This window comes from Streptomyces sp. NPDC007164 (genome assembly GCF_040634135.1).
Lineage (GTDB): Bacteria > Actinomycetota > Actinomycetes > Streptomycetales > Streptomycetaceae > Streptomyces > Streptomyces sanglieri.
On sequence record NZ_JBEYFB010000001.1, the window covers coordinates 795181 to 819141 of the forward strand.

19 protein-coding genes and 1 tRNA gene are annotated in these 23961 nt (G+C 72.5%); 8 read left to right on the plus strand and 12 right to left on the minus strand.

The window, feature by feature from the left end; all coding sequences use genetic code 11:
• Nucleotides 1–31: 31 nt before the first annotated feature.
• On the plus strand, nucleotides 32–529 hold the full coding sequence (locus ABZ622_RS03645) for a hypothetical protein (RefSeq protein ID WP_093540291.1): 498 nt from the start codon (nucleotides 32–34) through the stop codon (nucleotides 527–529).
• Between the two features lie 28 nt (nucleotides 530–557).
• Here ABZ622_RS03645 and ABZ622_RS03650 read toward each other — a convergent pair whose 3' ends face one another.
• On the minus strand, nucleotides 558–1247 hold the full coding sequence (locus tag ABZ622_RS03650; RefSeq protein ID WP_360540273.1) for a pentapeptide repeat-containing protein: 690 nt from the start codon (nucleotides 1245–1247) through the stop codon (nucleotides 558–560).
• 190 nt (nucleotides 1248–1437) lie between these two features.
• Between ABZ622_RS03650 and ABZ622_RS03655 the strand changes: the two genes are divergently transcribed.
• Together ABZ622_RS03655 and ABZ622_RS03660 are read left to right on the plus strand one after the other, a co-directional pair.
• Nucleotides 1438–2118 (plus strand): rhomboid-like protein, encoded by a 681-nt coding sequence (locus ABZ622_RS03655; RefSeq protein WP_360539931.1) that lies wholly within the window; start codon nucleotides 1438–1440, stop codon nucleotides 2116–2118.
• A gap of 114 nt (nucleotides 2119–2232) precedes the next feature.
• Nucleotides 2233–3633 (plus strand): FAD-dependent oxidoreductase, encoded by a 1401-nt coding sequence (locus tag ABZ622_RS03660; protein WP_360539933.1) that lies wholly within the window; start codon nucleotides 2233–2235, stop codon nucleotides 3631–3633.
• 82 nt (nucleotides 3634–3715) lie between these two features.
• On the opposite strand, the gene ABZ622_RS03665 is transcribed toward ABZ622_RS03660, so the two are convergent.
• Both ABZ622_RS03665 and ABZ622_RS03670 read right to left on the minus strand, forming a co-directional pair.
• Nucleotides 3716–6325 (minus strand): hypothetical protein, encoded by a 2610-nt coding sequence (locus tag ABZ622_RS03665; protein ID WP_360539935.1) that lies wholly within the window; start codon nucleotides 6323–6325, stop codon nucleotides 3716–3718.
• A gap of 145 nt (nucleotides 6326–6470) precedes the next feature.
• Nucleotides 6471–7397, minus strand: a complete 927-nt coding sequence (locus ABZ622_RS03670; protein ID WP_360539937.1) for an aminoglycoside phosphotransferase family protein — start codon at nucleotides 7395–7397, stop codon at nucleotides 6471–6473.
• Nucleotides 7398–7742: 345 nt separating this feature from the next.
• Between ABZ622_RS03670 and ABZ622_RS03675 the strand changes: the two genes are divergently transcribed.
• Complete coding sequence (locus ABZ622_RS03675) at nucleotides 7743–9473, plus strand: 5-guanidino-2-oxopentanoate decarboxylase (protein ID WP_360539939.1); 1731 nt, start codon at nucleotides 7743–7745, stop codon at nucleotides 9471–9473.
• Nucleotides 9470–10693: a Glu/Leu/Phe/Val dehydrogenase dimerization domain-containing protein gene (locus ABZ622_RS03680; RefSeq protein ID WP_360539941.1), complete on the plus strand. Its 1224-nt coding sequence runs from the start codon at nucleotides 9470–9472 to the stop codon at nucleotides 10691–10693. Before ABZ622_RS03675 ends, ABZ622_RS03680 begins: the two co-directional genes overlap by 4 nt.
• Nucleotides 10694–10765: 72 nt before the next feature.
• Here ABZ622_RS03680 and ABZ622_RS03685 read toward each other — a convergent pair whose 3' ends face one another.
• From ABZ622_RS03685 to ABZ622_RS03695, 3 genes are all read right to left on the minus strand, one after another.
• A complete protein-coding gene (locus ABZ622_RS03685; protein WP_360539943.1) occupies nucleotides 10766–11551 on the minus strand; it encodes a MerR family transcriptional regulator in 786 nt (261 codons plus the stop codon).
• A gap of 105 nt (nucleotides 11552–11656) precedes the next feature.
• Nucleotides 11657–12832 carry a serine hydrolase domain-containing protein gene (locus ABZ622_RS03690; RefSeq protein ID WP_360539945.1) on the minus strand — a complete coding sequence of 392 codons (1176 nt, stop codon included), beginning with the start codon at nucleotides 12830–12832 and terminating at the stop codon, nucleotides 11657–11659.
• Nucleotides 12833–13011: 179 nt separating this feature from the next.
• Nucleotides 13012–13085, minus strand: a tRNA-Thr gene (locus ABZ622_RS03695).
• 178 nt (nucleotides 13086–13263) lie between these two features.
• Between ABZ622_RS03695 and ugpC the strand changes: the two genes are divergently transcribed.
• The 3 genes from ugpC to ABZ622_RS03710 all read left to right on the plus strand — a co-directional run bounded on the left by ugpC (nucleotide 13264) and on the right by ABZ622_RS03710 (nucleotide 15781).
• A complete protein-coding gene (gene ugpC, locus ABZ622_RS03700) occupies nucleotides 13264–14400 on the plus strand; it encodes a sn-glycerol-3-phosphate ABC transporter ATP-binding protein UgpC (protein ID WP_093540284.1) in 1137 nt (378 codons plus the stop codon).
• Between the two features lie 225 nt (nucleotides 14401–14625).
• Nucleotides 14626–15039, plus strand: coding sequence for a hypothetical protein (locus tag ABZ622_RS03705; protein ID WP_124717235.1), 414 nt, complete (start codon nucleotides 14626–14628; stop codon nucleotides 15037–15039).
• A gap of 34 nt (nucleotides 15040–15073) precedes the next feature.
• Nucleotides 15074–15781, plus strand: a complete 708-nt coding sequence (locus ABZ622_RS03710) for a nucleotidyltransferase family protein (protein ID WP_360539948.1) — start codon at nucleotides 15074–15076, stop codon at nucleotides 15779–15781.
• A 103-nt stretch (nucleotides 15782–15884) separates the two neighbouring features.
• On the opposite strand, the gene ABZ622_RS03715 is transcribed toward ABZ622_RS03710, so the two are convergent.
• From ABZ622_RS03715 to ABZ622_RS03740, 6 genes are all read right to left on the minus strand, one after another.
• A complete protein-coding gene (locus ABZ622_RS03715) occupies nucleotides 15885–17507 on the minus strand; it encodes a DoxX family membrane protein (protein WP_360539950.1) in 1623 nt (540 codons plus the stop codon).
• Nucleotides 17508–17624: 117 nt separating this feature from the next.
• Complete coding sequence (rlmB, locus tag ABZ622_RS03720) at nucleotides 17625–18581, minus strand: 23S rRNA (guanosine(2251)-2'-O)-methyltransferase RlmB (protein WP_124717238.1); 957 nt, start codon at nucleotides 18579–18581, stop codon at nucleotides 17625–17627.
• Between the two features lie 80 nt (nucleotides 18582–18661).
• Nucleotides 18662–20065, minus strand: a complete 1404-nt coding sequence (gene cysS / locus ABZ622_RS03725) for a cysteine--tRNA ligase (protein ID WP_360539953.1) — start codon at nucleotides 20063–20065, stop codon at nucleotides 18662–18664.
• An 81-nt stretch (nucleotides 20066–20146) separates the two neighbouring features.
• On the minus strand, nucleotides 20147–20551 hold the full coding sequence (locus ABZ622_RS03730) for a PPOX class F420-dependent oxidoreductase (RefSeq protein WP_360539955.1): 405 nt from the start codon (nucleotides 20549–20551) through the stop codon (nucleotides 20147–20149).
• A 55-nt stretch (nucleotides 20552–20606) separates the two neighbouring features.
• Complete coding sequence (locus tag ABZ622_RS03735; RefSeq protein ID WP_360540275.1) at nucleotides 20607–21839, minus strand: MFS transporter; 1233 nt, start codon at nucleotides 21837–21839, stop codon at nucleotides 20607–20609.
• A 394-nt stretch (nucleotides 21840–22233) separates the two neighbouring features.
• Nucleotides 22234–23961, minus strand: a complete 1728-nt coding sequence (locus ABZ622_RS03740; RefSeq protein ID WP_360539957.1) for an ABC transporter permease subunit — start codon at nucleotides 23959–23961, stop codon at nucleotides 22234–22236.

A 23961-nucleotide genomic window follows, 5' to 3' on the forward strand; every position in this document is an offset into this window, starting at 1 on the left:
GGCGCGCCCCGGGGCATGACACCATCGAAGCGTGCTCGACATCGGCTACTCCCTCTCCCGACGCTTCCCCGATCCTCCGCAGACCGACTACCGCCGCGCGGACGTCCACGCCCTGCGGCACGATCTGTTCTCCGGGGACGTCTATCTCGCGGACACCAAGGAGGACCGCGAGGTGTCCACCGCCTGGGGATGGGTGCCGGTGCTCGACTTCGCGTGGGCGCTGTGCGACATCGTCGAGCAGATCGACCAGGACCCGCGCGGCAACCGCTCGCACCGGCGGCAGTTCGCCGAGCTGGACTTCACCGAGTCGTCCGACCGGATGCTCTTCGAGCGCCGCTTCGGCTGGGTCGACGTCGAGGCCGACTGGATGCCCGGCGAGGAACCCCCGCTCACCTTCAGCCACTCGCTGCTGCGCCGCGAGGCCCGCGACTTCCTGCACGACCTGATCGCCGACCTCGCCGACATGCACGAGGGCCTCGCCGACAACCCCGTGATCTGGGACCTCCAGGCCCGCTTCCCCCGTATCTGAACCCCGTCCGGGCAGCCGGCCCGGCGGGCTACGCCTCCACCCGCACCCCGATCTGCGCCGCGAACGCCGGCGCCAGCTCCATCAGCTGGGCCGGGCTGATCACCGCGCCGGCCAGCCGCTCCACCCCACGCGCGATGTCCAGCTCCGCGACCGTACGCAGGTCCACCGACTCCATCCGTACGGAGCTGAAGTCGGCCCGCTTCAGCACACAGTCGCGGAACTCCACCCGCACCAGCTGCGCGTCCCCGAAATCCGGCTCGGACAGCACACAGCCCTCGAACACCACGTCCTTCAGCCGCGCCTTCCGCAGATTCAGGTAGTCGATCTTCCCGCCGCGCACCAGCACCCGCTCCAGCACCGCACCGTGCAGCTGCACCCCGCCCAGCCGCGCGTCCACCACCTCCACATCGCGCAGCGACGCCCCCGCGAGATCGGTGCCCACACCCCGTACGCCGGTCAGCACCGAATCGATGAAACGGGCCCTGACCAGCTCCGTACGGTCCAGTGCGCAGCCGTCCAGCGCGCAGTCCATGAACCGGGCCCCGGAACCCGACTCGTCCGCGAGATCCGCCCCGTCGAACCGCACACCGTCATAGTCGCCGTCCGGCTCCAGCCCTCCCCCGTCGTACGGAACGAGCGGTGGGAGCCGCACTTCCGGCCGCCGGGCCGCCGCGATGGTGTCCGTCTTCCTGCTGTTGCTGCGTGCCATGCCCTCCATCGTGACCCATGCCACTGACAACGCCCCCGCCCCGATGTCACGGACGGGTCGACGCCGGACAGCCCGCCGATCCGCTCGACGAACCGTCCGGCTCCTCCAACGCCCCGCCACCATCCCGCCAACGCCCCGCCACCACCCCGTCCGGAATGTCGATCACGCCGACGATCACCGGGCCGTGCGTCAATCGGATATGACTCCGAGCAGCCCCGCACCACCCACCCGGCAACGCACCGCCGCCGGCTCGTGGCTCCGCAGCGCCGGATCATGGATCCGCAGCGCGCCCGGCACGTACATCTGGCTGACCGCGCTCTTCGTCACCACGGTCATCGTCCACCAGATGTCACCGGACTTCGAAGAGGACTTCCTGCGCCAGCGCTCGACCAACATCCACGAACTCACCCAGGACCCGCTGCGCGTCCTGATCACCAGCGCGCTCTGGATCGACGGCGGCCGCTGGATCCCCTACGCCGTGCTGTACACCGTCTTCCACGCCCCCGCCGAGCGCTGGCTCGGCACCCTGCGCTGGCTCGCCGTCGTCGTACTGGCGCACGTCCTCGCCTCCCTCCTCAGCGAAGGCGTACTGGCCTGGGCGATCCGGCACGGGCACGTGCCCTGGTCGGCGGCGAACACCCTCGATGTCGGTGTCAGTTACGCGCTCGCGGGGGTCGTCGCCGTGCTCACGTACCGCATCCCGCGGCCCTGGCGGCACGTGTACCTCTTCGCCGTACTCGTCTTCTACGGCATCCCCCTCCTCACCGGCCGCTCCTTCACCGACCTCGGCCACTTCACCGCCGTCCTCATCGGCCTCGCCTGTTACCCGCTGACGCCGGCCGGGTCCCGGCACAGGACGGGAGCACCGAAGGCGCAGTAACGTCCCGCCCCAGGACAACGCAGTGAAAGCCGGGGACACCCCTGAGCCAGGGACAGCACCCCCAGAGCCAGGCCACACACCACAGGGCTTCACACCGGACAAAGCAGGGGCAACATGAGCACCGTCAGCACCGTCAACGGCGGCATATCGTTCTGGTACGCGGACCAAGGAACCCCGCTCGCCCGGGAGCCTCTGCCCGGCGACACCACCGCCGACATCTGCATCGTCGGCGGCGGATACACCGGCCTGTGGACCGCCTACTACCTCAAGAAGGCCGTCCCCTTCCTCAACATCACGGTGCTGGAAGCCAAGTTCTGCGGTTACGGCGCCTCCGGGCGCAACGGCGGCTGGCTCTACAACGGCATCGCGGGCCGCGACCGTTACGCGAAACTCCACGGCCACGAGGCGGCCGTCCGTCTCCAGCAGGCGATGAACGAGACGGTCGACGAGGTCGTCCGGGTGGCCGCCGAGGAGGGCATCGACGCCGACATCCATCAGGGCGGCGTCCTCGAAGTCGCCTACACGCCCGCGCAGCTGGCCAGGCTCAAGGACTTCCACTCCGTGGAGATCGCCTTCGGCGAGACCGACCGCGTCCTGCGCGGCGCCCGCGAGACCTGCGAACGCGTCAACGTCACCGGAGCCGTCGGCTCCACCTGGACGCCGCACGGCGCCCGGCTGCACCCGGTCAAACTCGTCAAGGGGCTCGCCGCGGCCGTCGAGGCGCTCGGCGTCACCATCCACGAGTCGACCCCCGTCACCGAGATCAAGCCCAAGCACGCGCACACCCCGTACGGCACCGTCCGCGCCCCCTACATCCTGCGCTGCACCGAGGGCTTCACCGCGAACCTCAAGGGCCAGCGGCGCACCTGGCTCCCCATGAACTCCTCGATGATCGCCACCGAACCGCTCCCCGCGTCGGTCTGGGAGACCATCGGCTGGGACGGCCGCGAGACCCTCGGCGACATGGCGCACGCCTACATGTACGCCCAGCGCACCGCCGACGGCCGCATCGCGCTCGGCGGCCGCGGCGTCCCGTACCGCTTCGGCTCGGGCACGGACAATGACGGCCGCACCCGGCCCGCCACCATCGAGGCCCTCCGCGACATCCTCGTCCGCCTCTTCCCCACCACCGCGGGCGCCCGCATCGACCACGCCTGGTCCGGGGTCCTCGGCGTCCCCCGCGACTGGTGCGCCACCGTCACCCTCGACCGCTCCACCGGGCTCGGCTGGGCGGGCGGCTACGTCGGCTCCGGCGTCGCCACCACCAACCTCGCCGCCCGCACCCTGCGCGACCTGATCCAGCAGGACTCCGGCCAGTCGGGGCCCACCGATCTGACCGCCCTCCCCTGGGTCGGCCACAAGGTCCGCCGCTGGGAGCCGGAACCCTTCCGCTGGCTCGGCGTCCACGGCATGTACGCCGCCTACCGCGCCGCCGACCGCCGCGAACTCACCTCGCCGCGCCCCGGCACGGACCCCGTCGCGAAGGCCGCGGACCGGCTGGCCGGCCGCCACTGACCGGAGGAACGGACGGGCACCCGCCACCGGGTGGTGACGGGTGCCCTTGTTCGTTCGTTCGGTCGGCTCAGCGGAAGCGGTGTCACTTCATGTGGCAGATGCTCTTACCGTGACACGGCTTGGGCTTCGGCTCGCACTTCTTGTCGTGCTTGTCATGCTTATCGTGCTTGTCATGCTTGTCGTGGCACGGCTTCGGCTTGGAGGGCGGCTTCGGCTTGCAGTGCTTGCCCTCACAGGACTTCTTCTCGACGGAGATGCGGGCCTGGTCCTGGTTCGACCGGACGGTTCCGTTCTCGGCGGTGGCCACCGCCCGGTTGACGACCTCGCCGCGTTTCGCGTCGGCGGCCGTGACCCGGTAGGTGCCGGTACAGGTGGTGCTGTCACCGGACTGCCCGGCCGGGGCGAGAGTGGTCGCCTCACAGGTCACACCGGTCACCCGGTCATCGGCGACCGACACCCCCGTCAGCTCCTGCGAACCGGTGTTGGTGACGGTGTACGTGTACGTCACCTCGTCACCCACCTCGTACGTGCGCGAGTCGTCCACCGTCTTCGTCAGCCGCAGCCCCGGCTCGGTCTCGGCCTCGGTCCGCAGCCGGACGCTGTCCGGCTCCGACTCCACCTGCGTGGAGCCGGACCGCCCGTGCGCGGCGGCCACGTTGACGACCGTCCCGCGCGCGGCGTCCGCCTCGGTGACGGTGTAACTGCCGGTGCAGGTGGTGACGGCCCCCGGGGCCAGCGTCGTCGACCGGCAGGTCACGTCCGGCACGAGACTGTCGGTGACCCCGACGCCGGTCAGCGTCGCGTTGCCGGTGTTGGTGACGGTGTAGGTGTACGTCACCTCGTCGCCGGCCCGGTACACCCGGGTGTCGTCGGCCGACTTCTCCAGGTGCAGCCCCAGTTCGGAGGCGACCAGCACGGTCTCGTCGTCGGGCTCCGACTTCACCGCGGTGCCGCCGGACTGCCCTTGCGCGGTCGCGGTGTTGGTGACCGATCCCTGATCGGCGTCGGCGTCCGTGACCGTGTAGCTGCCGGTGCAGGTGGTGCTGTCGCCGGACTGCCCGGCCGGGGCGAGAGTGGTCGCCTCACAGGTCACACCGGTCACCCGGTCATCGGTGACCGACAGCCCCGTCAGCTCCTGGGGGCCGGTGTTGGTGACGGCGTACGTGTACGTCACCTCGTCGCCGACCTCGTACACCCGGGTGTCGTCGGCCGACTTCTCCAGCCGGACTCCGGGCCCGGACTGGACCGGGAGGGTGACGTCGTCCGGGGGCGAGGTGACCGGGGTGTCCCCGGACCGCCCGTGCGCGGTCGCCGTGTTGGTGACCGAACCGGCCGTGGCGTCCGCGGCGGTGACGGTGTACGTGCCGGTGCAGGTCATCGTCTCGCCCACGGCGAGCGTGGTCTTCGGACAGGTGATGCCGGTGACCCGGTCGTCGGTCACGTTCACGTCGGTCAGCGGGGTGTTGCCGCTGTTGGTCACCACGTACTCGTACGGCACCTCGGTGCCCGGCGTCAGCGGGGTCGGCAGCGGCGGTTCCTGGGAGACCTGCTTGACCAGGTTGAGCCGGGGCAGCGCGGCGGCCGGGTGGACGCTGAGGTTCCGGATCAGGTGGACGTCGGTGAACAGCCCGGTCGACGCGGCGAAGCCGAACTTGTAGGTGCTGGGCACCGGCTGGGGCGCCGGGGTCGAAAGCACCTGCTGGGTTCCGTTGCCGTCGTGGAAGTCGATCGAGACCGTGACCACCGGGTTCGGCGACGGGGAGACCTCGACGGTCACCGTGCGGCGCGACGGCTCCAGCAGCGCTTCGGCCTCCTGCGGGGTGGCGGTCGGCGGCACCGAGGTGGTCGGCCCCTGCAACTGCCCCGGCAGCGTGGAGGGCCAGGGCCCGGTGGTCGAGAAGTTGCTGGTCGTCGCGGAGAGGAAGCAGTAGCCCTCGGTGCCGTCGCCCGGCCCGCGCAATGTCACCATGTTCGCGCCGGGCGCCGGGATCCGGAAGGACGTACCGGCCGGGGAGCGGTTGGCGCAGCCGTTGCCGCGGTGCTCCCAGTCACCGAAGTAGTTGCCGAGGACGTCCAGACCGACCCCGAGGTAGCCGCGGTTGACACCCGGCAGGAAGGTCGCGGCCGGGTCGTCGTCGGGGAGCTTCTGCGCGTAGCCCAGGCTGCCGCCGAAGGCCCCGGGCGAGGTCAGCGACGCGGCGCCGTCGATGAGGAAGAACGAGATGCCGTCGGCCGGAGGGTTGGTCGTACCGCCGTACTGCCACTGGTCGAAGGTGGTGACCAGGCCCTGGTTGGCCGGGAGCGCGTGGTTGTAGAGCACCGCGGCGGACTGGTCGTTGGAGGCGTCGGTCAGCCTCAGGTAGCCGTGCGGTGCCGCGTCGTTCGGCGGTACGGGGCCGGTCGCGCCGGCCGGGCAGCCGGTGAGCGGATGGGTGCCGGGCCCGGGCGCCGGAGCCTCCGGCGCACCGGTCAGGCAGGCGGGCCCGAACGCCTCGAACCCCGCGATCGCGTCGGCCCCGGTGAACGTCTCGTCCACCAGCGGAACGCCAACGGGCTGCGCGGCGGCCGTCTGCCCCGGCAGCCCCAGCCCTGCCGCCAGCAGCCCGAGCACACCGAGCCCGCCCGCGGTCCAGCGTCCCAGCCTGTTCTGCCCACGTCTTCTTCCCGGGGCACGGAAGTCTCTCAGCCTCATGCGGGGAACGTAAGGATTCCTTCCGGCCGCCGGACGCAACGCGCCCCGCGGCCGCCGTCCGCCCTCCCACCGGCGTACGCATCCGAGTTACGGCCGTCGGCCAGTCGTGGCCCCCCGAGGGCGGAGTAGCGAACGGCCGGGAGGTTCACGTACCGGACCGGTGGTCCGCCAGTACCTCCCCGATCACATGGCGCGAGCGGGCGGCGAGCCGGGGATTCGTGTGCCGGTAGTAGGGCAGCTGGATCAACGCGACGGACAGTGCCCAGCCGTGGCCCCGCTCCCAGGCCGCGGCGTCGGCCGGCATCGCGTCGCGGAAGTCCTCGCGGTGCGCGGCGGAGAAGATCTCCCACGCGACGAGCAGGTCGCAGGCGGGTTCACCGACGGCCAGTCCCCCGAAGTCGATGACCGCGCTCAGGCCGTCCGGCCGGAACAGCAGGTTCCCCGAGGACAGATCGCCGTGGATCCAGACGTCCGCCCCGCCGTGCGCCGGCGCCCGCAGCGCCGCTTCCCACACCGAGGTCACCACGTCGGTGTCGATCGCCCCCGCCAGCGCGGCGATCGCCTCACGGGTGGCGGCGTCGCGGGCGGCCAGCGGCACGCCCCGGAAGAAGTTGTGCCTGCCCGGGGACGGTCCACCGCCGGTGTCGATCGTGTGCAGGGCGGTGACGAACCCGGCCAGGTCGACGGCGGCGCGGCGCGGATCGGCGACGCGGCGCGGATCGGCGACGCGCTCCACGTTCTCGCCCGCGAGCCAGGAATACACCGACCAGTTCCAGGCATAGCTGGCGCCCGGAGTGCCCTCACCGAGCGGCTCGGGAACGGGCAGCGGCAGCAGCGGCGCGAGCCTCGGCAGCCAGCGCTGCTCCTTGGCGACCTGCGCCGCCGCTCCCGGGACGCGGGGCAGCCGTACGGCCATGTCCGCGCCGAGCCGGAACATGGCGTTGTCCGTCCCGGAGAAGGCGACCGCTTCGAGCGGAAGCTCCGCCCACTGCGGAAACTGCGCGCCGATCAGCCTCCGTACGAGAGGGACATCGAGCTCTGCTTCGTCGGCATGCATCTTTCCCGCAGCCACGAGAACCCCTTCACCGGCCCGGCGGCCCCGCTGACGTCCGGCCCACCGTCCCGGAACACCCGCCCCGCCACAACCGAATTCCGAGCGCGTCGATCGTGGCCGGATCACACGTCAAGCGAATCCGCCCGCCCTGCGACCGCCCTCGTGCGAGTGCGTGTCGTTCTCTCCCCGTACGCCCCCCACACACACCGACCGCCCCGGCAGCCGCCCCCGACAACCACGCCCGACAACCACCTCCGACAACTGAACAAAGGTTCAGTACCCACGCGCATTGACATGGGTGACCCCCACTCCAAATACTGACTACTCATTCAGTAAGGAGCCTGTGCAGTGCCTGGAGCCACCATGTCGGATCCCCCCGCCGCCCCCACCCTGATCACCGGCGGGGAAGCCCTGGTCCGGGCGCTCGCCGCACACGGCGTGACCAGGGCGTTCGGCATTCCCGGCACCCACAACCTGGAGATCTACCGGCACCTGGCCGCCCACCGGATCGACCACCTCAACCCCCGCCACGAGCAGGGCGCGGGCTACGCCGCCGACGCCTACGCCCGGGTCAGCGACCGGCCCGGCGTGGCGATCACCACCACCGGACCGGCCCTGCTGAACATCGCGGCCGCCGTCGGCCAGGCGTACTCCGACAGCGTCCCGCTGCTCGTCGTCTCACCGGGCATGCCGCTGCGCCACCCCAGGCAGTCGACCGGCCTGCTGCACGAGATGCGCAGCCAGACCGAGGCACTGCGGGGCATCGCGGCCATCAGCCACCGGGTGTCCTCGGTCGAGGAGATCGGCGTGGCGGTCGCCCGCGCCTTCACCCTCTTCCGCACGCGGCGCCCCCGCCCCGTGCACATCGAGGTCCCGCTGGACCTGCTCACCGCCACGGAACCGGCCGGGCCGGTACGCACCGCCCCACCCGCCTCCCCCGCGACGGCGGACCCGGACGCCCTCTCGGCGGCCGCCGAGGCGCTGCGCTCGGCCGCCCGGCCCGCGATCGTGCTCGGCGGCGGTGCGCGCGGCGCCGCCGCCGAGTGCCTCCGGCTGGCCGAGGAGCTGGGCGCCCCCGTGGTGACCTCCGCCAACGGCAAGGGGATCGTCGCGGAGACCCACCCGCTGTCGCTCGGCGTCTCGCTGCACAGCCGGGCCGTCCGGCGCCGGCTGGCGGAGTGCGACGTGCTGCTCGCTGTCGGCACGGAACTCGCCGAGTCCGACCTGTGGGAGCCGCTGCCCGCGCTCACCGGCACGCTCGTCCGGGCCGACATCGATCCGGCACAGATGTACGCGGGACTGCCCGCGGACATCCCCCTGCTCGGCGACGCCCGCCACACCGTGCGCGCCCTCCTCGACGCCCTGCCGGGCGCCCCGGCACCCGCCATCGATACCGACACCGACACCGCCCACCAGGCGCGCACGATCCACCGGGCCGACACCGCCCAACGGGCCGACACCGTCCACCGGGACGTCGCCGCACTGCGCGAGGAGCGGAACGCCGAGACCCGCAGCGAGGACACGCACCTGCTGCCGTACCTGGCGGCCATCAGGGCGGCGCTCCCGGCGGACACGGTGCTCACCTCCGACAGTGCCCAATGCTGCTACTACGGCGCGATCCCGCACCTGCCCGTCGCCCCGGAAGGCCGCTATCTGCACCCGACGGGCTTCGGCACGCTCGGCTACGCGCTGCCCGCCGCCATCGGCGCGAAGACCGCGGACCCCACCCGTCCCGTCGTCGCCCTGAGCGGCGACGGCGGCCTCCAGTTCTCCGTACAGGAGCTGGCCACCGCCGTGCAACTGCAACTCCCCCTGCCCGTCGTGGTCTTCGACAACGGCGGCTACGGCGAGATCCGCGACGAGATGGTGTCCCGCGGCGACCGCCCCACCGCGGTCGACCTGCCGCCGGTCGACCTCCCCGCCCTGGCCCGCGCCTACGGCGGCCACGGCGTACGGGCCGACTCGCCCGAGGCGCTCGCCGACGCGCTGCGCCACGCCCTGAACACCCCCGGCCCCACCCTCATCAGCGTCCCCCTCACTCCCTTCCCCCTCACACCTGCCCCCGCCCCCGCCCCCGAGGAGCTCCCCCGATGACCGCTTCCGCCCCCACCCCTCCCCTGATCTCCCTGACCTGGACCGACCAGGAAACCGGGCACCAGGGGCACCTGGTCATCGACCGCCTGGTGCGCGGCGTCTCCAGCGGCGGACTGCGGATGCGCTCCGGCTGCACGCTGGAGGAGGTCACCGGCCTGGCCCGCGGCATGACGATGAAGGAGGCACTGCACTACGACCCGCAGGGCCGCTACATCCCGCTGGGCGGCGCCAAGGGCGGCATCGACTGCGACCCGCGCGACCCCGCCGCGTACGGCGTCCTCGTCCGCTACCTGCGCGCCCTACGCCCCTATATCGAGCAGTTCTGGACCACCGGCGAGGACCTCGGCCTCACCCAGGACCTGGTCGACCGGGCGGCCGCCGAGGCGGGCCTGGTCTCCTCCATCCAGGCGGTCTACCCGCTCCTGGACGACGAGGAGGCCGCCCGGCGGCGCCTCGCCGACGCGTTCACCATCGACGTGGACGGCATCGGCCTGGGCGAGCTGGTCGGCGGCTGCGGCGTCGCCGAATCGGTACTCACCGCCCTGGACCGGGCCGGCGTCGCCCACCGGGGCACCCGCGTCGCGGTGCAGGGCCTCGGCACCATGGGCGGCGCCACCGCCCGCTTCCTGGCCCGTGCCGGGCTGCGCGTCGTCGCCGTCGCCGACATCAAGGGCACCATCGCCAACCCCGCCGGCCTGGACGTCGAGGCGCTGCTCGCCGCCCGCGACGGCCACGGCACCGTGGACCGCGCCACACTGCGCGCCGAGGACCGCGAGCTGCCGGCCGACGCCTGGCTGACCGCCGACGCCGAGGTACTGGTGCCGGCCGCCGTCTCGTACGCCGTGGACGCCACCAACCAGGCGGGCATCACCGCCCGTTGGATCGTCGAGGCCGCCAACATGCCGGTGGTGCCGGAGGCGGAGGCCCTGCTGGCCGCCCGCGGCATCACCGTACTGCCGGACGTCGTCGTCAACTCCGGTACGAATGCCTGGTGGTGGTGGACCCTGTTCGGCGACATCGGAGCCGACGCCGACGAGGCGTTCACGCACACCCGCCGGTCGATGCGCGCCCTGGTCGACCGGATGCTGGCCCGCGCCGAGGCCGAGAACAGCACCCCCCGGGCCGCCGCCCACGCCCTGGCCGCCGACCGGCTCCCGATCGTCACCGAACGCTTCGGACAGTTCCGCGAACAACCCGAACAACCCGAACAAAGCAACTGAGACACAACACCCGGGCACAACAACCGAGACACAACACCCGAGGTGCAGCAACTGGTCGCGGGCCGATCGTGGTCAGCGAGGGCGCGGTCCGGGGATACGGACACCGGCGGCGCGCAGCCTGGCCTCGACGAGCGTGGCCAGCCGGGCCGCGGCCGGCGCCTCTTCCTCGCCGTGGTGGGCGATCATCTCGTACCGGGTCGCGGACTCGGTACGGGCTTGCAGCCCGGTCACGATCTTGAGCTGCGCGGGGCTGGCGAGGTAGTGGTCGGCCGTGGCGGTGGCGAGTTCGGCGATGCGTGGGTCGTCGGGCTCCCAGGCCGCGGATTCGGCGGCGCGCCTGCTCAGGGCGACGAACCGGGGGTCCTGCAGGGCGAGTTCGACATGGGCGAGGTGATCGTCGAAGCCCTCGGGAACCAGGGCCCTGGCGAGCACCAGCCCCTCCCGGGCGGCCGCCACCTCGTCCGCGGTGAAGCCGAGACCGGGCATCCGCTCCAGCAGTGCCACGGCACGGTCGGGCAGCAGCGCCCGGTTGCCGTCGCCGAGCCGGTGCAGCGTTTCACGCCGAGCAGCCAACTCCTCGATTCGTTCGTCCAGTTGCCGTTCGACATCGACGAGCGCGGCGGCGAACTGCGCGGCGTCGGCATCGAGCAGCGGCCCGATCCCGGCCAGCGGGACCCCGGCGGCGGCCAGCGTGCGGGCCTGCACCAGTCGCAACAAGTCGGCCGATCCGTACCGTCGATAGCCGGAGCTGTCGCGCTCCGGCTCCCCGACCAGGCCGAGCTTGTGGTAGTGCCGCACCGTCTTCACCGTGACGCCGACGAAGGCCGCCGCCTGCCCGATCGTGACTCCATTACTCATCCGCCAAGCCTGCCTCGCGCTCGGGCCCGGCGCGGCGCGGATCCGCGCACCGCCCGATGCGAGTCCGAGAGGAAACGCGTCTCCAGCCGTACGGGGCACCGGCGTTCAGCCCGCCGACCGGGCCGGACCGGCCGGACCGTCGCAGAACACCTCATCCATGAGCAGCTGCGTCGCCCGCTGGAATGCGGCGGCCTGCGACAGCGCGGCATCGTCCACGTAGTTCAGCGTGCCGGTCAGGGTCCTGCTGCCGTCGGGCGTGCTGTACATCAGCGCCGCATGACCGGCGGCGCCGCCGTTGTGGGTGACGACGGTGCCACCACGCCCCGTGTCCTGCACGAACACCCCCAGGCCATAGCCCATGCCCGGAATGGGCGTCGGGCGCGGCGCGCACATCTCGGCCAGCAGCTCGGCCGGCAGGAGTCTGCCGCCCACCAGTGCGGAGATGAACGTGTGCAGGTCCCGGGAGGTCGAGACCATGTCGCCACCGCTGGAGATCCAGGACGGATTCAGGCTGGTGACGTCGACCGTCCGCTCCTCACCGGCGTCCTCGTACCGGTAGTAGGCGTGGGCGTGCGGCTCCGCGATCTCCGTCCCGGTGGTGGGCACCGCGGTGCCCGACAGCCCGAGCGGTCCCAGGACCAGCCGCCGCATCTCCTCGCCGGCCGAGCGGCCGGTGACCTGCTCGATCAGCAGCCTGGCCAGCACGTAGTTGGTGTTGGAGTAGCTCCAGTCCGCCCCCGGCTCGAACCGCGCCGGCCTGGACAGCGCCAGCCGCACCAGCTCCACCGGCCGGTAGGTCTTGAAGCGGTTGTCCACCCACTCCTTGCCCGCGGTGGTGGCCGGGATCCCTGCCACCACCGTCCCGTCCTCGTAGTACTCGCCGGTGAAGTTGAAGATCCCGCTGGTGTGCTGGAGCAGCATCCGCACCGTGATCCGCCCGTCCACCCCGAACCCGGGCAGGTAGCCGGCCACCGGGGCGTCCAACTCGATCCAGCCCTCGGCCACCAGTCGCAGCACCAGGGCCGCGATGAAGGTCTTGGTACTGCTGCCGATCCGGACATGCCCGTCCACCGGCGGCTTCGCGGCCCCGCCCAGCTCGCTCACCCCCGCACTGCCGACCCACTCACCCCGCTCGTCGTGCACGCGCAGCGTGATCCCGGTGATACCCGAATCGACGATCTCCTCCAGGGCCTTCTGAAGCCCCGGCCGCTCCTGCCCGGCAGCGGCAGCGGCATCGAGCGTGCTCTTGTCCTGGCCGGAAAAGTTGGTGGACGTGGACATGGTGGTCGCTCCCTTGAATCCGCCGTACCCGGATCGGCGCCCGTAGCGGCCTGCCGATGAGCCGAGCGTCCACCCTGACCCGAGGTCAACCTCAACCGTGATCCGGCTCACACCATGAATTTCGGCCGCGGGACGCAAAAAGGCCCAGGTCAGATGTGCTCTGTCCTGGGCCTTCACGGAGCCCCCTGTCGGATTCGAACCGACGACCTACGCATTACAAGTGCGTTGCTCTGGCCAACTGAGCTAAGGAGGCGTGCCGGAGCAGTGTAACCAACACCGCACCCGCACTGTCCCGGAATTTCGCGGGCGTCGAACTACTGACAGATTCGAAATGGCCAGGTAGCGTCGCTGAAGGTTCACTCAAGTGGACCAGACCACTCCCGCACTCGGATCGTCCGGCACGTTCCTGCCGGTGAAGGAGAAGATTCAGCATGGCCAGTGTCACGTTCGACAAGGCGTCCCGCGTCTACCCCGGCTCCACGAAGCCGGCCGTGGACCAGCTTGAGATCGACATCGCGGACGGTGAGTTCCTCGTCCTCGTCGGTCCTTCCGGTTGTGGCAAGTCGACCTCCCTGCGCATGCTCGCGGGTCTTGAGGACGTCAACGGCGGCGCGATCCGCATCGGTGACCGCGACGTCACGCACCTGCCCCCGAAGGACCGGGACATCGCCATGGTGTTCCAGAACTACGCGCTGTACCCGCACATGACCGTCGCGGACAACATGGGCTTCGCGCTCAAGATCGCCGGTGTCAACAAGACCGAGATCCGGGCGAAGGTCGAAGAGGCCGCCAAGATGCTGGACCTCACCGAGTACCTGGACCGCAAGCCGAAGGCGCTCTCCGGTGGTCAGCGCCAGCGTGTCGCGATGGGCCGCGCCATCGTCCGTGAGCCGCAGGTCTTCCTCATGGACGAGCCGCTGTCGAACCTCGACGCCAAGCTCCGTGTCTCCACCCGTACGCAGATCGCCTCGCTCCAGCGCCGTCTGGGCATCACGACCGTGTACGTCACGCACGACCAGGTCGAGGCCCTGACCATGGGCGACCGGGTCGCGGTCCTCAAGGACGGTCTGCTCCAGCAGGTCGACTCGCCGCGCAACATGTACGACAAGCCGGCGAACCTCTTCGTGGCCGGCTTCATCGGCTCCCCCGCCATGAACCTGATCGAGGTCCCGATCACCGACGGCGGCGTGAAGTTCGGCAACAGCGTCGTCCCGGTCTCCCGCGAGGCGCTCTCCGCCGCCGCGGACAAGGGCGACACCACCGTCACGGTCGGCATCCGCCCCGAGCACTTCGACATCGTCGAGCACGGCGGCGCCGCCGCGAAGTCCCTCTCGAAGGACAGCGCCGACGCCCCGGCCGGCCTCGCCGTCTCGGTCAACGTCGTCGAGGAGCTCGGCGCCGACGGCTTCGTCTACGGCTCCGCGCGGGTCGGCGGCGAGGACAAGGACCTGGTCGTCCGCGTCGGCGGCCGCGCCGTCCCGGAGAAGGGCACCAAGCTGCACGTCGTGCCGCGCCCGGACGAGCTGCACGTCTTCTCGACCTCGACGGGTGCCCGTCTCACCGACTGACGCCCCGCACACCCGCACCACGGCGGCCCCGCACGTACTTCGTGCGGGGCCGTTCGCGCGCCGCAGGACGTCCGGGAGGTTTGGCCCCGTACGGCGCCTGATTCCCCGGCACACCGGTCATTTCGGCTCCGTTCGTCAACACCGAATTCGAAAAGCACCCTCGAACCATCCCCCTCAAGGGTGACGAATTGTCGCCATATCATCACTGCCCGCTACGCTCGCTGCGTGACCCACACTGCGCGCCGCATCGGCCGATCCCTCGCCTTCGTCCTGCCCGTCGTGATGGTCCTCTCCGGGACCCTCGCCGTCACCAGCGTGCCGTGGGCAGCGCACGGCTCCGAGCCGCAGGTCCTGACCGCGTCGGCCCACGACATCTCCAAGCGCGCCAAGACGCGCACCCCGCAGGACGCCCTCCGCGACCGGCTGCTCCTGGAGCTCCGTGAGAAGGACCCGACGGTCGCGCTCACCGACCTCCAGCGCTCCGTCGAGGGCCGCCCCTCGCTCGCCCGGCACTGCATGTCGATCGCCAAAGCACTGGGCCGCGCCGCCGTCGAGAAGTACGGCCCCACCCACGCCCACCGCTTCTCGCGCCCCGTCTGCGACACGTCCTTCGCCTCGGGCGTCGCCCAGTTCAGCTGACCGACCGCTCCGGGCACCGCATATCGTGCCTGGCATGCATACGTATCCGACGCAGGCCGTGGTCCTGGCAGGTGGCCAGGGGTCGCGGCTGCGCCCGTACACCGATGACCGCCCCAAGCCGATGGTCGAGATCCCGGGCACCGGGACGCCGATCATCGGCCATCAGCTTTCCTGGCTGGCCGCCGAAGGCGTGACCGACGCCGTGGTGTCGTGCGGTCATCTCGCCGAGGTGCTGCAGGAGTGGCTGGACTCGGCGGTGCTGCCGCTGCGCGTGACGACCGTCGTGGAGTCCGAGCCGCTGGGCCGCGGCGGCGGGCTGAAGTACGCCGCCGCCCGGCTCCCCGACCCCGGGCAGCCCTGGTACGCCACCAACGGCGACATCTGGACGCGCTTCTCCCTGCGCGAGATGGCCGCGTTCCACGCCGAACGCGATGCGACCGCCACCCTGGCCCTGGCCCGTCCCCGCATCCCCTGGGGTGCCGTGGAGACCGACGCGTTCGGGCACATCACCGACTTCATCGAGTCGCCGCCGTCGCCGTATCTGATCAACGCCGGCGTGTACGTCTTCTCCCCGGAATTCACGACGCTGCTGCCGGACCTGGGCGACCACGAGCGGACGACGTTCCCCCGGCTCGCCCGCGAGCGCAGGCTGGCCGGGTACCCGCTCCCGCACGGCGCCTACTGGCGGGCCATCGACACGGCGAAGGACCTCACCGAGGCCGCCAAGGAGCTCGGGCAGTAGCACCAACCCTTGAAGCAGTAGCACCACCCCTTGAAGCAAAAGGGGCGGTCACCGGTACGGGGATACCGGTGACCGCCCCTTCCGGCCCATACGGGCCGGTGGCTCAGCCGAGCAGGCCGCCGATGGGGTTCTGCCCGCCGCCCGACGTGCCGCCGGACGTACCGTCGCCGTCCGAGCCGCCGGTGGAGCCGCCACCCGTACCGGTGGAACCGGACGACGACGGGCCGGAGCTGCTGGACGGGGGCGGCTGCGGGGCCGTCTGCTGCGGGGTCTGCCGGCCGGTGCCCTGGGTCTGGCTGGGCTGGCCGGCGCCGGCCGCCTGGCCGGACTCGCGGACCGTGCCCGCGGCGGGCGTGGACGGCGCGGTGGACGGTGTCGTGGCGGCGCTGCTCCGGGACGGCACGGGGCGCTGCCCCTCCGGGGAGTGCGAGGCACGGCCGCTGCGGGACTCCTGCGGGAGCGGGGAGCCGGGGAGCTGGTTGGTCGGGTCGGTGTTCGGGCCGGGCACGGTGACCACCCCGGAGGACCGGACCGCGCCACCGAGCACCGAGCCCACCAGCAGGGTGAGACCGACGACGACGGAGGCGACCACGGCGCCCCGGCGCAGCACCCGGCGGCGCAGATCCCAGATCGCCGAGCGCGGGCCGAGCCTGCGCCAGGCCTCACCGGCGAGCCGCCCGTCGACGGAGTAGACGGGCGCGCCCGCGATGATCAGCGGGCTCCAGGCGGCGAGGTAGATGATGTCGGGCGCGTCGTAGGCGGCGACGGTGCGCCAGCTCACGGTGACCAGCAGGGCGGCGGACAGCAGCGCGCCGAACGAGGCGGCGACCCGCTGCCAGAGGCCGAGGACGGTGAGGACGCCGACGACGACCTGGAGGAAGGCGACGGTGAGTCCGGCGCCGACGGGGTGGGAGAGCGCGAAGTCGCGCAGCGGCTCGGCCAGCGCCCAGGGGTGCAGCGAGTTCAGCCACTTGACCATGGAGCCGCGGTCGCCGCCGTCGAAGTAGACCGGGTCGCACAGCTTGCCCATGCCGGCGTAGATGGAGATGAAGCCGAGGAAGACGCGCAGCGGGAGCAGCACGACGCCGAGGTTCATCCGGCGCCCGGGGTAGTACGCGTGCCGGACCGAGTCGCTGCTCTGGCGCCCGCTCCGGGCCTCGCCCTCCTCGTCGAATCCGTCCTCGTCGTCGTACGCCTCCCGTGCGTACGGCGCGCCGTCGTCGTCGAAGGCGCCGACGGCCCGGCGCATGGGCGGCAGCAGCGGTCCGTTGCCGTAGCGGCCCGGCTGGTGGGGGGCGGTGACGACGGGGTTGGGCTGGGTCTCTTCGAAGAGGTCGATGACCTGGGTGCCGGCCGTGCCGGGTCCGCCGTCGCGCTCCGGGACCGCGTAGGGGTCGTACGCGTTGTACCCGGCCGGGGCCGGGCGGCCCGCGGTGGAGTTCCGCACGGCCTGGAGGAGCCCGGTGGCGCCGGGGTCGCCGGGGGCCGACCTGCCGCTCCACACGACGGGCGAGCGCCTGCCGCGGGCCGCTCCTGCGCCGCTCATGGCGGGGATCCTGGGCGCGCCGGCCGGGGCCAGACCGCGCAGCCGCGGGCGCTGGCCCGGTGCGAGCTGCACCCGGAAGCTGGCGTGGTTGACGATGACCTGCGCAGGGTCGCAGTCCACCTTGGTCATGCTCAGGGCGGGTTGTTCGTCGAACCGAGGCGTTCTGGTGTCCACACTCATCTAACCGAGTGATCTGTGTTTAGGACACTGTCTTGACGGGCCCGATGTGTCCGAGGCCCGTCAATGAGGTCCGGCGGGGGGAGGCTCCACTCGGCCGCCCCCCGGCCGGGTGGACTTTCAGGCCCGGCGCCGCGCGACCTCGTACAGCACGATCCCGGCCGCGACACCCGCGTTCAGCGACTCCGCGCCGCCCGGCATGGAGATGCGGACCCGGTAGTCGCAGGTCTCGCCGACGAGGCGGCCGAGGCCCTTGCCCTCGCTGCCGATGACGATGACGACGGGGCCGGCGAGCTCCGCCAGGTCCTCGACGGTGTGCTCGCCGTCGGCGGCCAGGCCGACGACCGTGAGACCGGCCTTCTGGTAGCCCTCCAGCGCCCGGGTCAGGTTGGTCACCCGGGAGACCGGCGTACGGGCCGCCGTACCGGCGGAGGACTTCCAGGCGCCCGCCGTCATCCCGGCCGCACGCCGCTCGGGCACGACCACGCCGTGGCCGCCGAACGCGGAGACGGAACGGACGATCGCGCCCAGGTTGCGCGGGTCGGTGACGCCGTCGAGGGCCACGATCAGCGGGTCCTCGCCGTTGTCGTACGCGGCGGCGGTGAGGTCCTCGGGGTGCGCGTACTCGTACGGCGGGACCTGGAGGACGAGGCCCTGGTGGTTCAGGCCGTTCGTCATCCGGTCCAGCTCGGGGCGCGGGGCCTCCATCAGGTTGATGTTGCCGCGCGCGCCGGCGAGCTGGAGCGCCTCGCGGACCCGCTCGTCGTTGTCGATGTACTGCTGGACGTACAGGGTCGTCGCGGGGACGCCGTCGCGCAGGGCCTCGTAGACCGGGTTGCGGCCGACGACCATCTCGGACGTGCCCTTGACGCCGCCGCGCCGGGGGGCGGGGCGGCGGTTGGCGGCCTGCTTGGCCTTGGCGGTCGCGATGCGGTTCTTCTTGTGCTTCTTGCGGGCTTCGGCGGGCGGCGTCGGTCCCTTGCCTTCGAGGCCACGGCGTCGCTGCCCGCCGCTGCCGACCTGCATGCCCTTCTTGTTGGACGTGCGGCGGTTCCTGCGCTGGCTGTTCCCGGCCATGACCTACCTGTTTCGTTGCTTCTCAGACAGTACGTAAGTGAAGTGTGCCGCCCGGAACGCCGGGCGGCACATGGTGGGGACTACTGGCGCGGGCCGAGTGTCCACCGCGGTCCGGTGGGACTGTCCTCGATGACGAGTCCGGACTGGTTGAGCTGGTCGCGGATGGCGTCGGCGGCGGGCCAGTCCTTGCGCTCGCGGGCCGACTGGCGCTGGTCGAGGACGAGGCGTACGAGCGTGTCGACGACCCCGTGCAGATCGTCGCCGCGGTCGCTCTCACCCGCCCAGTGCTCGTCCAGCGGGTCGAGGCCGAGGACGCCGAGCATCGCGCGGACCTCGGCGAGCCGGGCGACGGCGGCTTCCTTGTCGTCGGCGGCCAGTGCGGAGTTGCCCTGGCGGACCGTGGTGTGGACGATCGCGAGCGCCTGTGGGACGCCCAGGTCGTCGTCCATCGCCTCGGCGAAGGCCGGCGGCACCTCGGCGGCGGGCTCGACCGTCTCGCCCGCCTTCTCGGTGACGCGCTGGACGAAGCCCTCGATCCGCGCGAACGCGGACTCGGCCTCGCGCAGGGCCTCCTCGCTGTACTCGATCATCGACCGGTAGTGCGGGGTGCCGAGGTAGTAGCGCAGCACGATCGGGCGCCACGCCTTGACCATCTCGCTGACCAGCACCGAGTTGCCCAGCGACTTCGACATCTTCTCGCCGGACATGGTGACCCAGCCGTTGTGCACCCAGTACTTCGCGAACTCGTCGCCGTACGCCTTGGCCTGGGCGATCTCGTTCTCGTGGTGCGGGAAGATCAGGTCGATGCCGCCGCCGTGGATGTCGAAGGCGGTGCCGAGGTACTTGTGCGCCATGGCGGAGCACTCCAGGTGCCAGCCGGGGCGGCCGCGGCCCCACGGGGTCTCCCAGCTGGGCTCGCCCGGCTTGGTCGCCTTCCACATGGCGAAATCGCGCTGGTCGCGCTTGCCCGTCTCGCCGTCGCCGGAGGGCTGGCGCAGGTCGTCCAGGCCCTGGTTGGAGAGCTCCAGGTAGCCGGGGAACGAGCGCACGTCGAAGTACACGTTGCCGTCGGCCGCGTAGGCGTGACCGCGTTCGATCAGGCCCCGCATCATCTCGATCATCTCGGGGACGTGGCCGGTGGCACGGGGCTCGTAGGTGACCGGGAGGCAGCCGAGCGCGTCGTAGCCGGCGTTGAACGCCCGCTCGTTCTCGTAACCGATGGCCCACCACGGGCGGCCCTGCTCCGCCGACTTCGCGATGATCTTGTCGTCGATGTCGGTGACGTTCCGGATGAACGTGACGTCGTAACCGCGGTACGCGAACCAGCGGCGCATGATGTCGAAGTTCAGCCCGGACCGGATGTGCCCGATGTGCGGGGCGGCCTGGACAGTCGCGCCACAGAGGTAGATCGAGACACAGCCCGCTGTGAGCGGTACGAAGTCACGGATCTGCCGGGCGCTGGTGTCGTACAGGCGAATAGTCACGCCTCAAGGGTAGTGGGCGCGCACCAGTGCCCCGCGACCCCTTGGGGATCGCGGGGACAAGTTTGTTACGGCGCAGGCGTCTCAGATGCTTCCGACGACCTTGTGCGGGGTGATCCGGACCACCACCCGCTCGGCGTCGTCGGCGGACGCGGGGTTGAACTCCGCGTACTTCTTGCCGGTGTACTTCTCGGCCAGTTCGTCGATGAGCTCCTGGCCGCCCTCGGTGGTCAGCGTGGCGACGCCGCGGATCTCGGCGTAGGTGTACGGGGCGTCGAAGGGCTGGAGGAGGACGGTGACCCGCGGGTCGCGGCGCAGGTTCTGCTCCTTGCGGCGGCCGACCGTCGTCGAGATGAGCACGTCGTCGCCGTCGTGCTTCGCCCAGACCGGGGAGACCTGGGGGCTGCCGTCAGGCTGGACGGTGGCGATGTTGACGAAGACCGGGGTGTCGAGAAGCGCCTTGAGGTCATCGGAGAGTGCGGCGGTCATGGCGTACGTCCTCCAGTGGGATCGGTGGTGCCTCTACCCGTACCCCAACCCCGGCTCAATCCTTCCGCTTCCCGATTCCGCCCACCGGAAGGATCAAGGCCAGTACCGCACCCGCCAGCGGCACGGTGGCGAGCACCGCCCACCGGACCGGTCCGGGCGCCTGGAGCAGTGCCCCGGTGGCGGCGCTGCCGCCGAGCACGGCGAGCCCGGAGACGGAGAAGAGCGCCCCGGTGGCGAGCCCGAGCCGCCGGTCGTCGACGAGATCCGGTACGAGGCCGCGCGCGGCCGGGACCAGCAGCATCTGTCCGAGCGTCAGCAGTACGACGAGGGTCGCGCCGGGCAGCAGCCCGGCGGGGCCGCCGGGGGTGAGCGGCACGGCGGCGAACCCGGCGGCGACGATCCCGAGGCCGGTGACGAGCGCGGTGCGCGGGGCGAGGCGGCGGGCGGCCCAGCGGGTCAGGGGCAGCTGGGCGCAGACCACGAGGAGCGAGGAGAGCGCGAACAGCCAGCCGAGCGCGGCCTGCCCGCCGGTGGTCTCCGCCACCTCGGCCGGCAGCGAGAGGTAGAGCTGGTTGTACGCGATCAGGTAGCTGCTGTACGCGAGGCAGAGCAGGAGGAAGGGCCGGTTGCCGAACACCTCGCGGGCGGAGCTGCGGGACTCGGCCGTCCGGGTGGCCGGAGGCCGGCGCGGCATCAGCCGGGCGTGTCCCGCGAGGACGCCGACGAAGACCAGCGCGCCCGCGAGACAGGCCGCCCGGAATCCGGCGCCGAGCAGCAGGAGCAGCGAGCCGAGGAGCGGCCCGATGAAGGCGCCCGCCTGTCCGGCGGCGGAGAACACGGCCAGCACCTGGGCGCGCGGGGTTCCGGTGTCCTGCTCGTACCGGACGGACTCGCGGGCGGTCTCGGACTCCACGGCGGGCGAGAACAGCGCGGCGGCGAACCCGATGAGGACCACCGCGCCGATGACGCTCGCGGTGGACCCGGCGAAGGCCAGCCACCCGAAGCCGGCGATCCGCAGGGCGCAGCCGGTGAGGACGACGGGCCGGGGCCCGTACCGGTCGGTGAGGGCGCCGCCCACGACGAAGAGCCCCTGCTGGCTGAACGTACGCAGGCCGAGCACGAGCCCGACGAGCCACCCGGCCATGCCGAGGCCGGTGCCGAGATGGGTCGCGAGGTAGGGCAGCACGGCGTAGAAGCCGATGTTGAAGGCGAACTGGGTGGCGGTGAGGAGACGCAGGTAGGGCGTGGTCCTCGTGGCGGCCACGAGGGAGGGTGCGGCGAGGGTCACGGGGGTGGGTGCGGCGGGGGTCACGGGGGTGGGTGCGGCGGGGGTCACGGGGGTGGGTGCGGCGGGGGTCACGGGGTCACCCCGCCGACGGGTTTCGGCGGGGTGGTCCGGGGCCCCTCCGGGGCGTCTCCTCGAACGACGAACGTTCCGCGGGTACGCGGGAGAACCCGGGTATCCGTTCGTCGTCCTGCGGGGACTCCCCTGCACGGCCCCGGACCGGGCCGTCGTGCGTCCTCGGGCGTAGGGGGGGTGGTGGTGGGGCGTGGTCCCGTCCCGGGGCGCGGTCCCGTCCCGGGGCGTGGTCCCGTCCCGGGGCGCGGTCCCGTCCCGGGGCGCGGTCCCGTCTCAGGGCGCGGTCCCGTCTCAGGGCGCGGGCCCGTCCCGGTACGCCCGTTCATGCCGCGCCCGCGCTGGTGCGGGTGCGCCCCCGTACCGCTGCCGCCGTGAGGACGGCCAGGGCGCCCAGGGCGGCGAGCGCGGCGGCGGGGGCCAGTACGGACCAGGGGGCCCGCTCCGCGTACGGCAGGTTCTCCGAGAGCATCCGGCCCCACTCCGGCGCCGGTGCCTGTGTGCCCAGGCCCAGGAAGCCGAGCGAGGCGAGGGCCAGGGCGACGGCCGGGATCCGCAGGACCGCGTGGCGCAGGACCGGGGGCATGACGGCCGGCAGCAGGTGGCGCCGGGCCAGGTGCCACCGCCCGGCGCCCGTCGAACGGGCCGCCGCGATGTGCGGGGCGGCCCGCTCCTGCGCGTACAGGGCCGAGGTGTGCGCGGCGAGCGGCGCCCAGGCGACGGCCGCCACGGCGGCCGCGGCGCCCAGCGGGCCGGGGCCCGCGATGCCCGCGACGACCAGGCCGCAGAGGATCGCCGGCAGCGCGTTGGCGGTCTCGGTGAGCGCCCCGGCCCGTACCGCTCCGAGGGCCAGGCCGAGCAGCAGCGTCACGGCGCCGACGGCGATCGCGGTCAGCACGGTACGGGCCGCTCCGTGGCCGAGGCGGGCCAGCACGTCGCGGCCGAGGGAGTCCGTGCCGAAGGGATGCGCGGCGGACGGACCGGCGAGGCGGGCCGCGGCGTCGACGTGCAACGGGTCGCGCAGCAGCCCGGCGACGGTCACGGCCACGAAGAGCACGGCGAGCGCCACCGCACCGGCGGTGAGCAGCCGGCGGGCGGGCAGGGCCGGGGGTACGAGGGCCGGGAGGGCCCCGTCGGACAGGGCGGGCCCGAGCAGGGCGCGGCCGGCGAGGCGGGCCGCGACGCCCGCGACGACGCCCAGGAGCAGCAGGAACAGCACGCAGGCCTGGAGGACCGGGAGGTCCTGGGCGAGGGCCGCGGCCAGCGCCGTACCGCCGAGACCGGGGATGGCGTACAGCGTCTCGACGGCGACGGCGCCGCCGGTGAGGCCGACGACGACCAGGCCGAGCTGCGGCAGCAGTCCGGGCAGGGTTCGGCGCAGCGCGTGCCGTGCGACGCGCAGGCCGGGCAGTCCGCCCGCTGCGGCGGCCCGCGCCCACGGTTCGGCGAACGCGGCGGGCAGCGCGTCGTCCAGCAGCCGGCCGAGCAGGGCGCCCGCCGGAACTCCCATGGCGAGCGCGGGCAGCACCGTCTGGCCGGGCGCGCCCCAGCCGAGCGCCGGGAGCCAGCCCAGCTGTACGGCGACGACGGCGGCCAGGACCGCGGCGAGCAGGAACTCCGGCAGCGCGGCGAGGACGGCGGCGCTCACCCCGGCCCGCGCGGTGACGATCCGGCGCCGCGCCCCGCGCCGCAGCGTGCCCGCGACGAGCGCGCCGGCCAGCAGCACGGCGACCGCGAGCGAGACGCCCATCAGGGTCAGGGAGACGCCGAGCGCGGCCGTCACGTCGGGGGCGACGGGCTGTCCGGAGACCCAGGAGGTGCCGAGGTCGCCCCGGAACAGCCCGCCCAGCCAGTCGCCCAGGACGTGCGCGGCCCCGCCGTCGAGCCCGGTCTGGGCACGGATCGCGTCGAGGGTCTCGGGGGTGGGCGGCCGGTCGGCGTACCGGGCGTGCAGGATCGTGAGCGCCGGGTCGGTCCGGGTCAGCGTGGGCAGCAGCCCGATGACGGCGAGGACCGCGAGGAGCGCGCCGAGCCGCCCCGCCAGGTGCTTCAC

Bases quoted from the DNA above. Each gene is read 5' to 3' on its own strand.
- ABZ622_RS03650 (WP_360540273.1), bottom strand. From the start codon at position 1,247: ATGGAGGGCATGGCACGCAGCAACAGCAGGAAGACGGACACCATCGCG.
- ABZ622_RS03655 (WP_360539931.1), top strand. From the start codon at position 1,438: ATGACTCCGAGCAGCCCCGCACCACCCACCCGGCAACGCACCGCCGCC.
- ABZ622_RS03660 (WP_360539933.1), top strand. From the start codon at position 2,233: ATGAGCACCGTCAGCACCGTCAACGGCGGCATATCGTTCTGGTACGCG.
- ABZ622_RS03665 (WP_360539935.1), bottom strand. From the start codon at position 6,325: ATGAGGCTGAGAGACTTCCGTGCCCCGGGAAGAAGACGTGGGCAGAAC.
- ABZ622_RS03675 (WP_360539939.1), top strand. From the start codon at position 7,743: ATGTCGGATCCCCCCGCCGCCCCCACCCTGATCACCGGCGGGGAAGCC.
- ABZ622_RS03680 (WP_360539941.1), top strand. From the start codon at position 9,470: ATGACCGCTTCCGCCCCCACCCCTCCCCTGATCTCCCTGACCTGGACC.
- ABZ622_RS03685 (WP_360539943.1), bottom strand. From the start codon at position 11,551: ATGAGTAATGGAGTCACGATCGGGCAGGCGGCGGCCTTCGTCGGCGTC.
- ABZ622_RS03690 (WP_360539945.1), bottom strand. From the start codon at position 12,832: ATGTCCACGTCCACCAACTTTTCCGGCCAGGACAAGAGCACGCTCGAT.
- ugpC (WP_093540284.1), top strand. From the start codon at position 13,264: ATGGCCAGTGTCACGTTCGACAAGGCGTCCCGCGTCTACCCCGGCTCC.
- ABZ622_RS03710 (WP_360539948.1), top strand. From the start codon at position 15,074: ATGCATACGTATCCGACGCAGGCCGTGGTCCTGGCAGGTGGCCAGGGG.
- ABZ622_RS03715 (WP_360539950.1), bottom strand. From the start codon at position 17,507: ATGAGTGTGGACACCAGAACGCCTCGGTTCGACGAACAACCCGCCCTG.
- rlmB (WP_124717238.1), bottom strand. From the start codon at position 18,581: ATGGCCGGGAACAGCCAGCGCAGGAACCGCCGCACGTCCAACAAGAAG.
- ABZ622_RS03730 (WP_360539955.1), bottom strand. From the start codon at position 20,551: ATGACCGCCGCACTCTCCGATGACCTCAAGGCGCTTCTCGACACCCCG.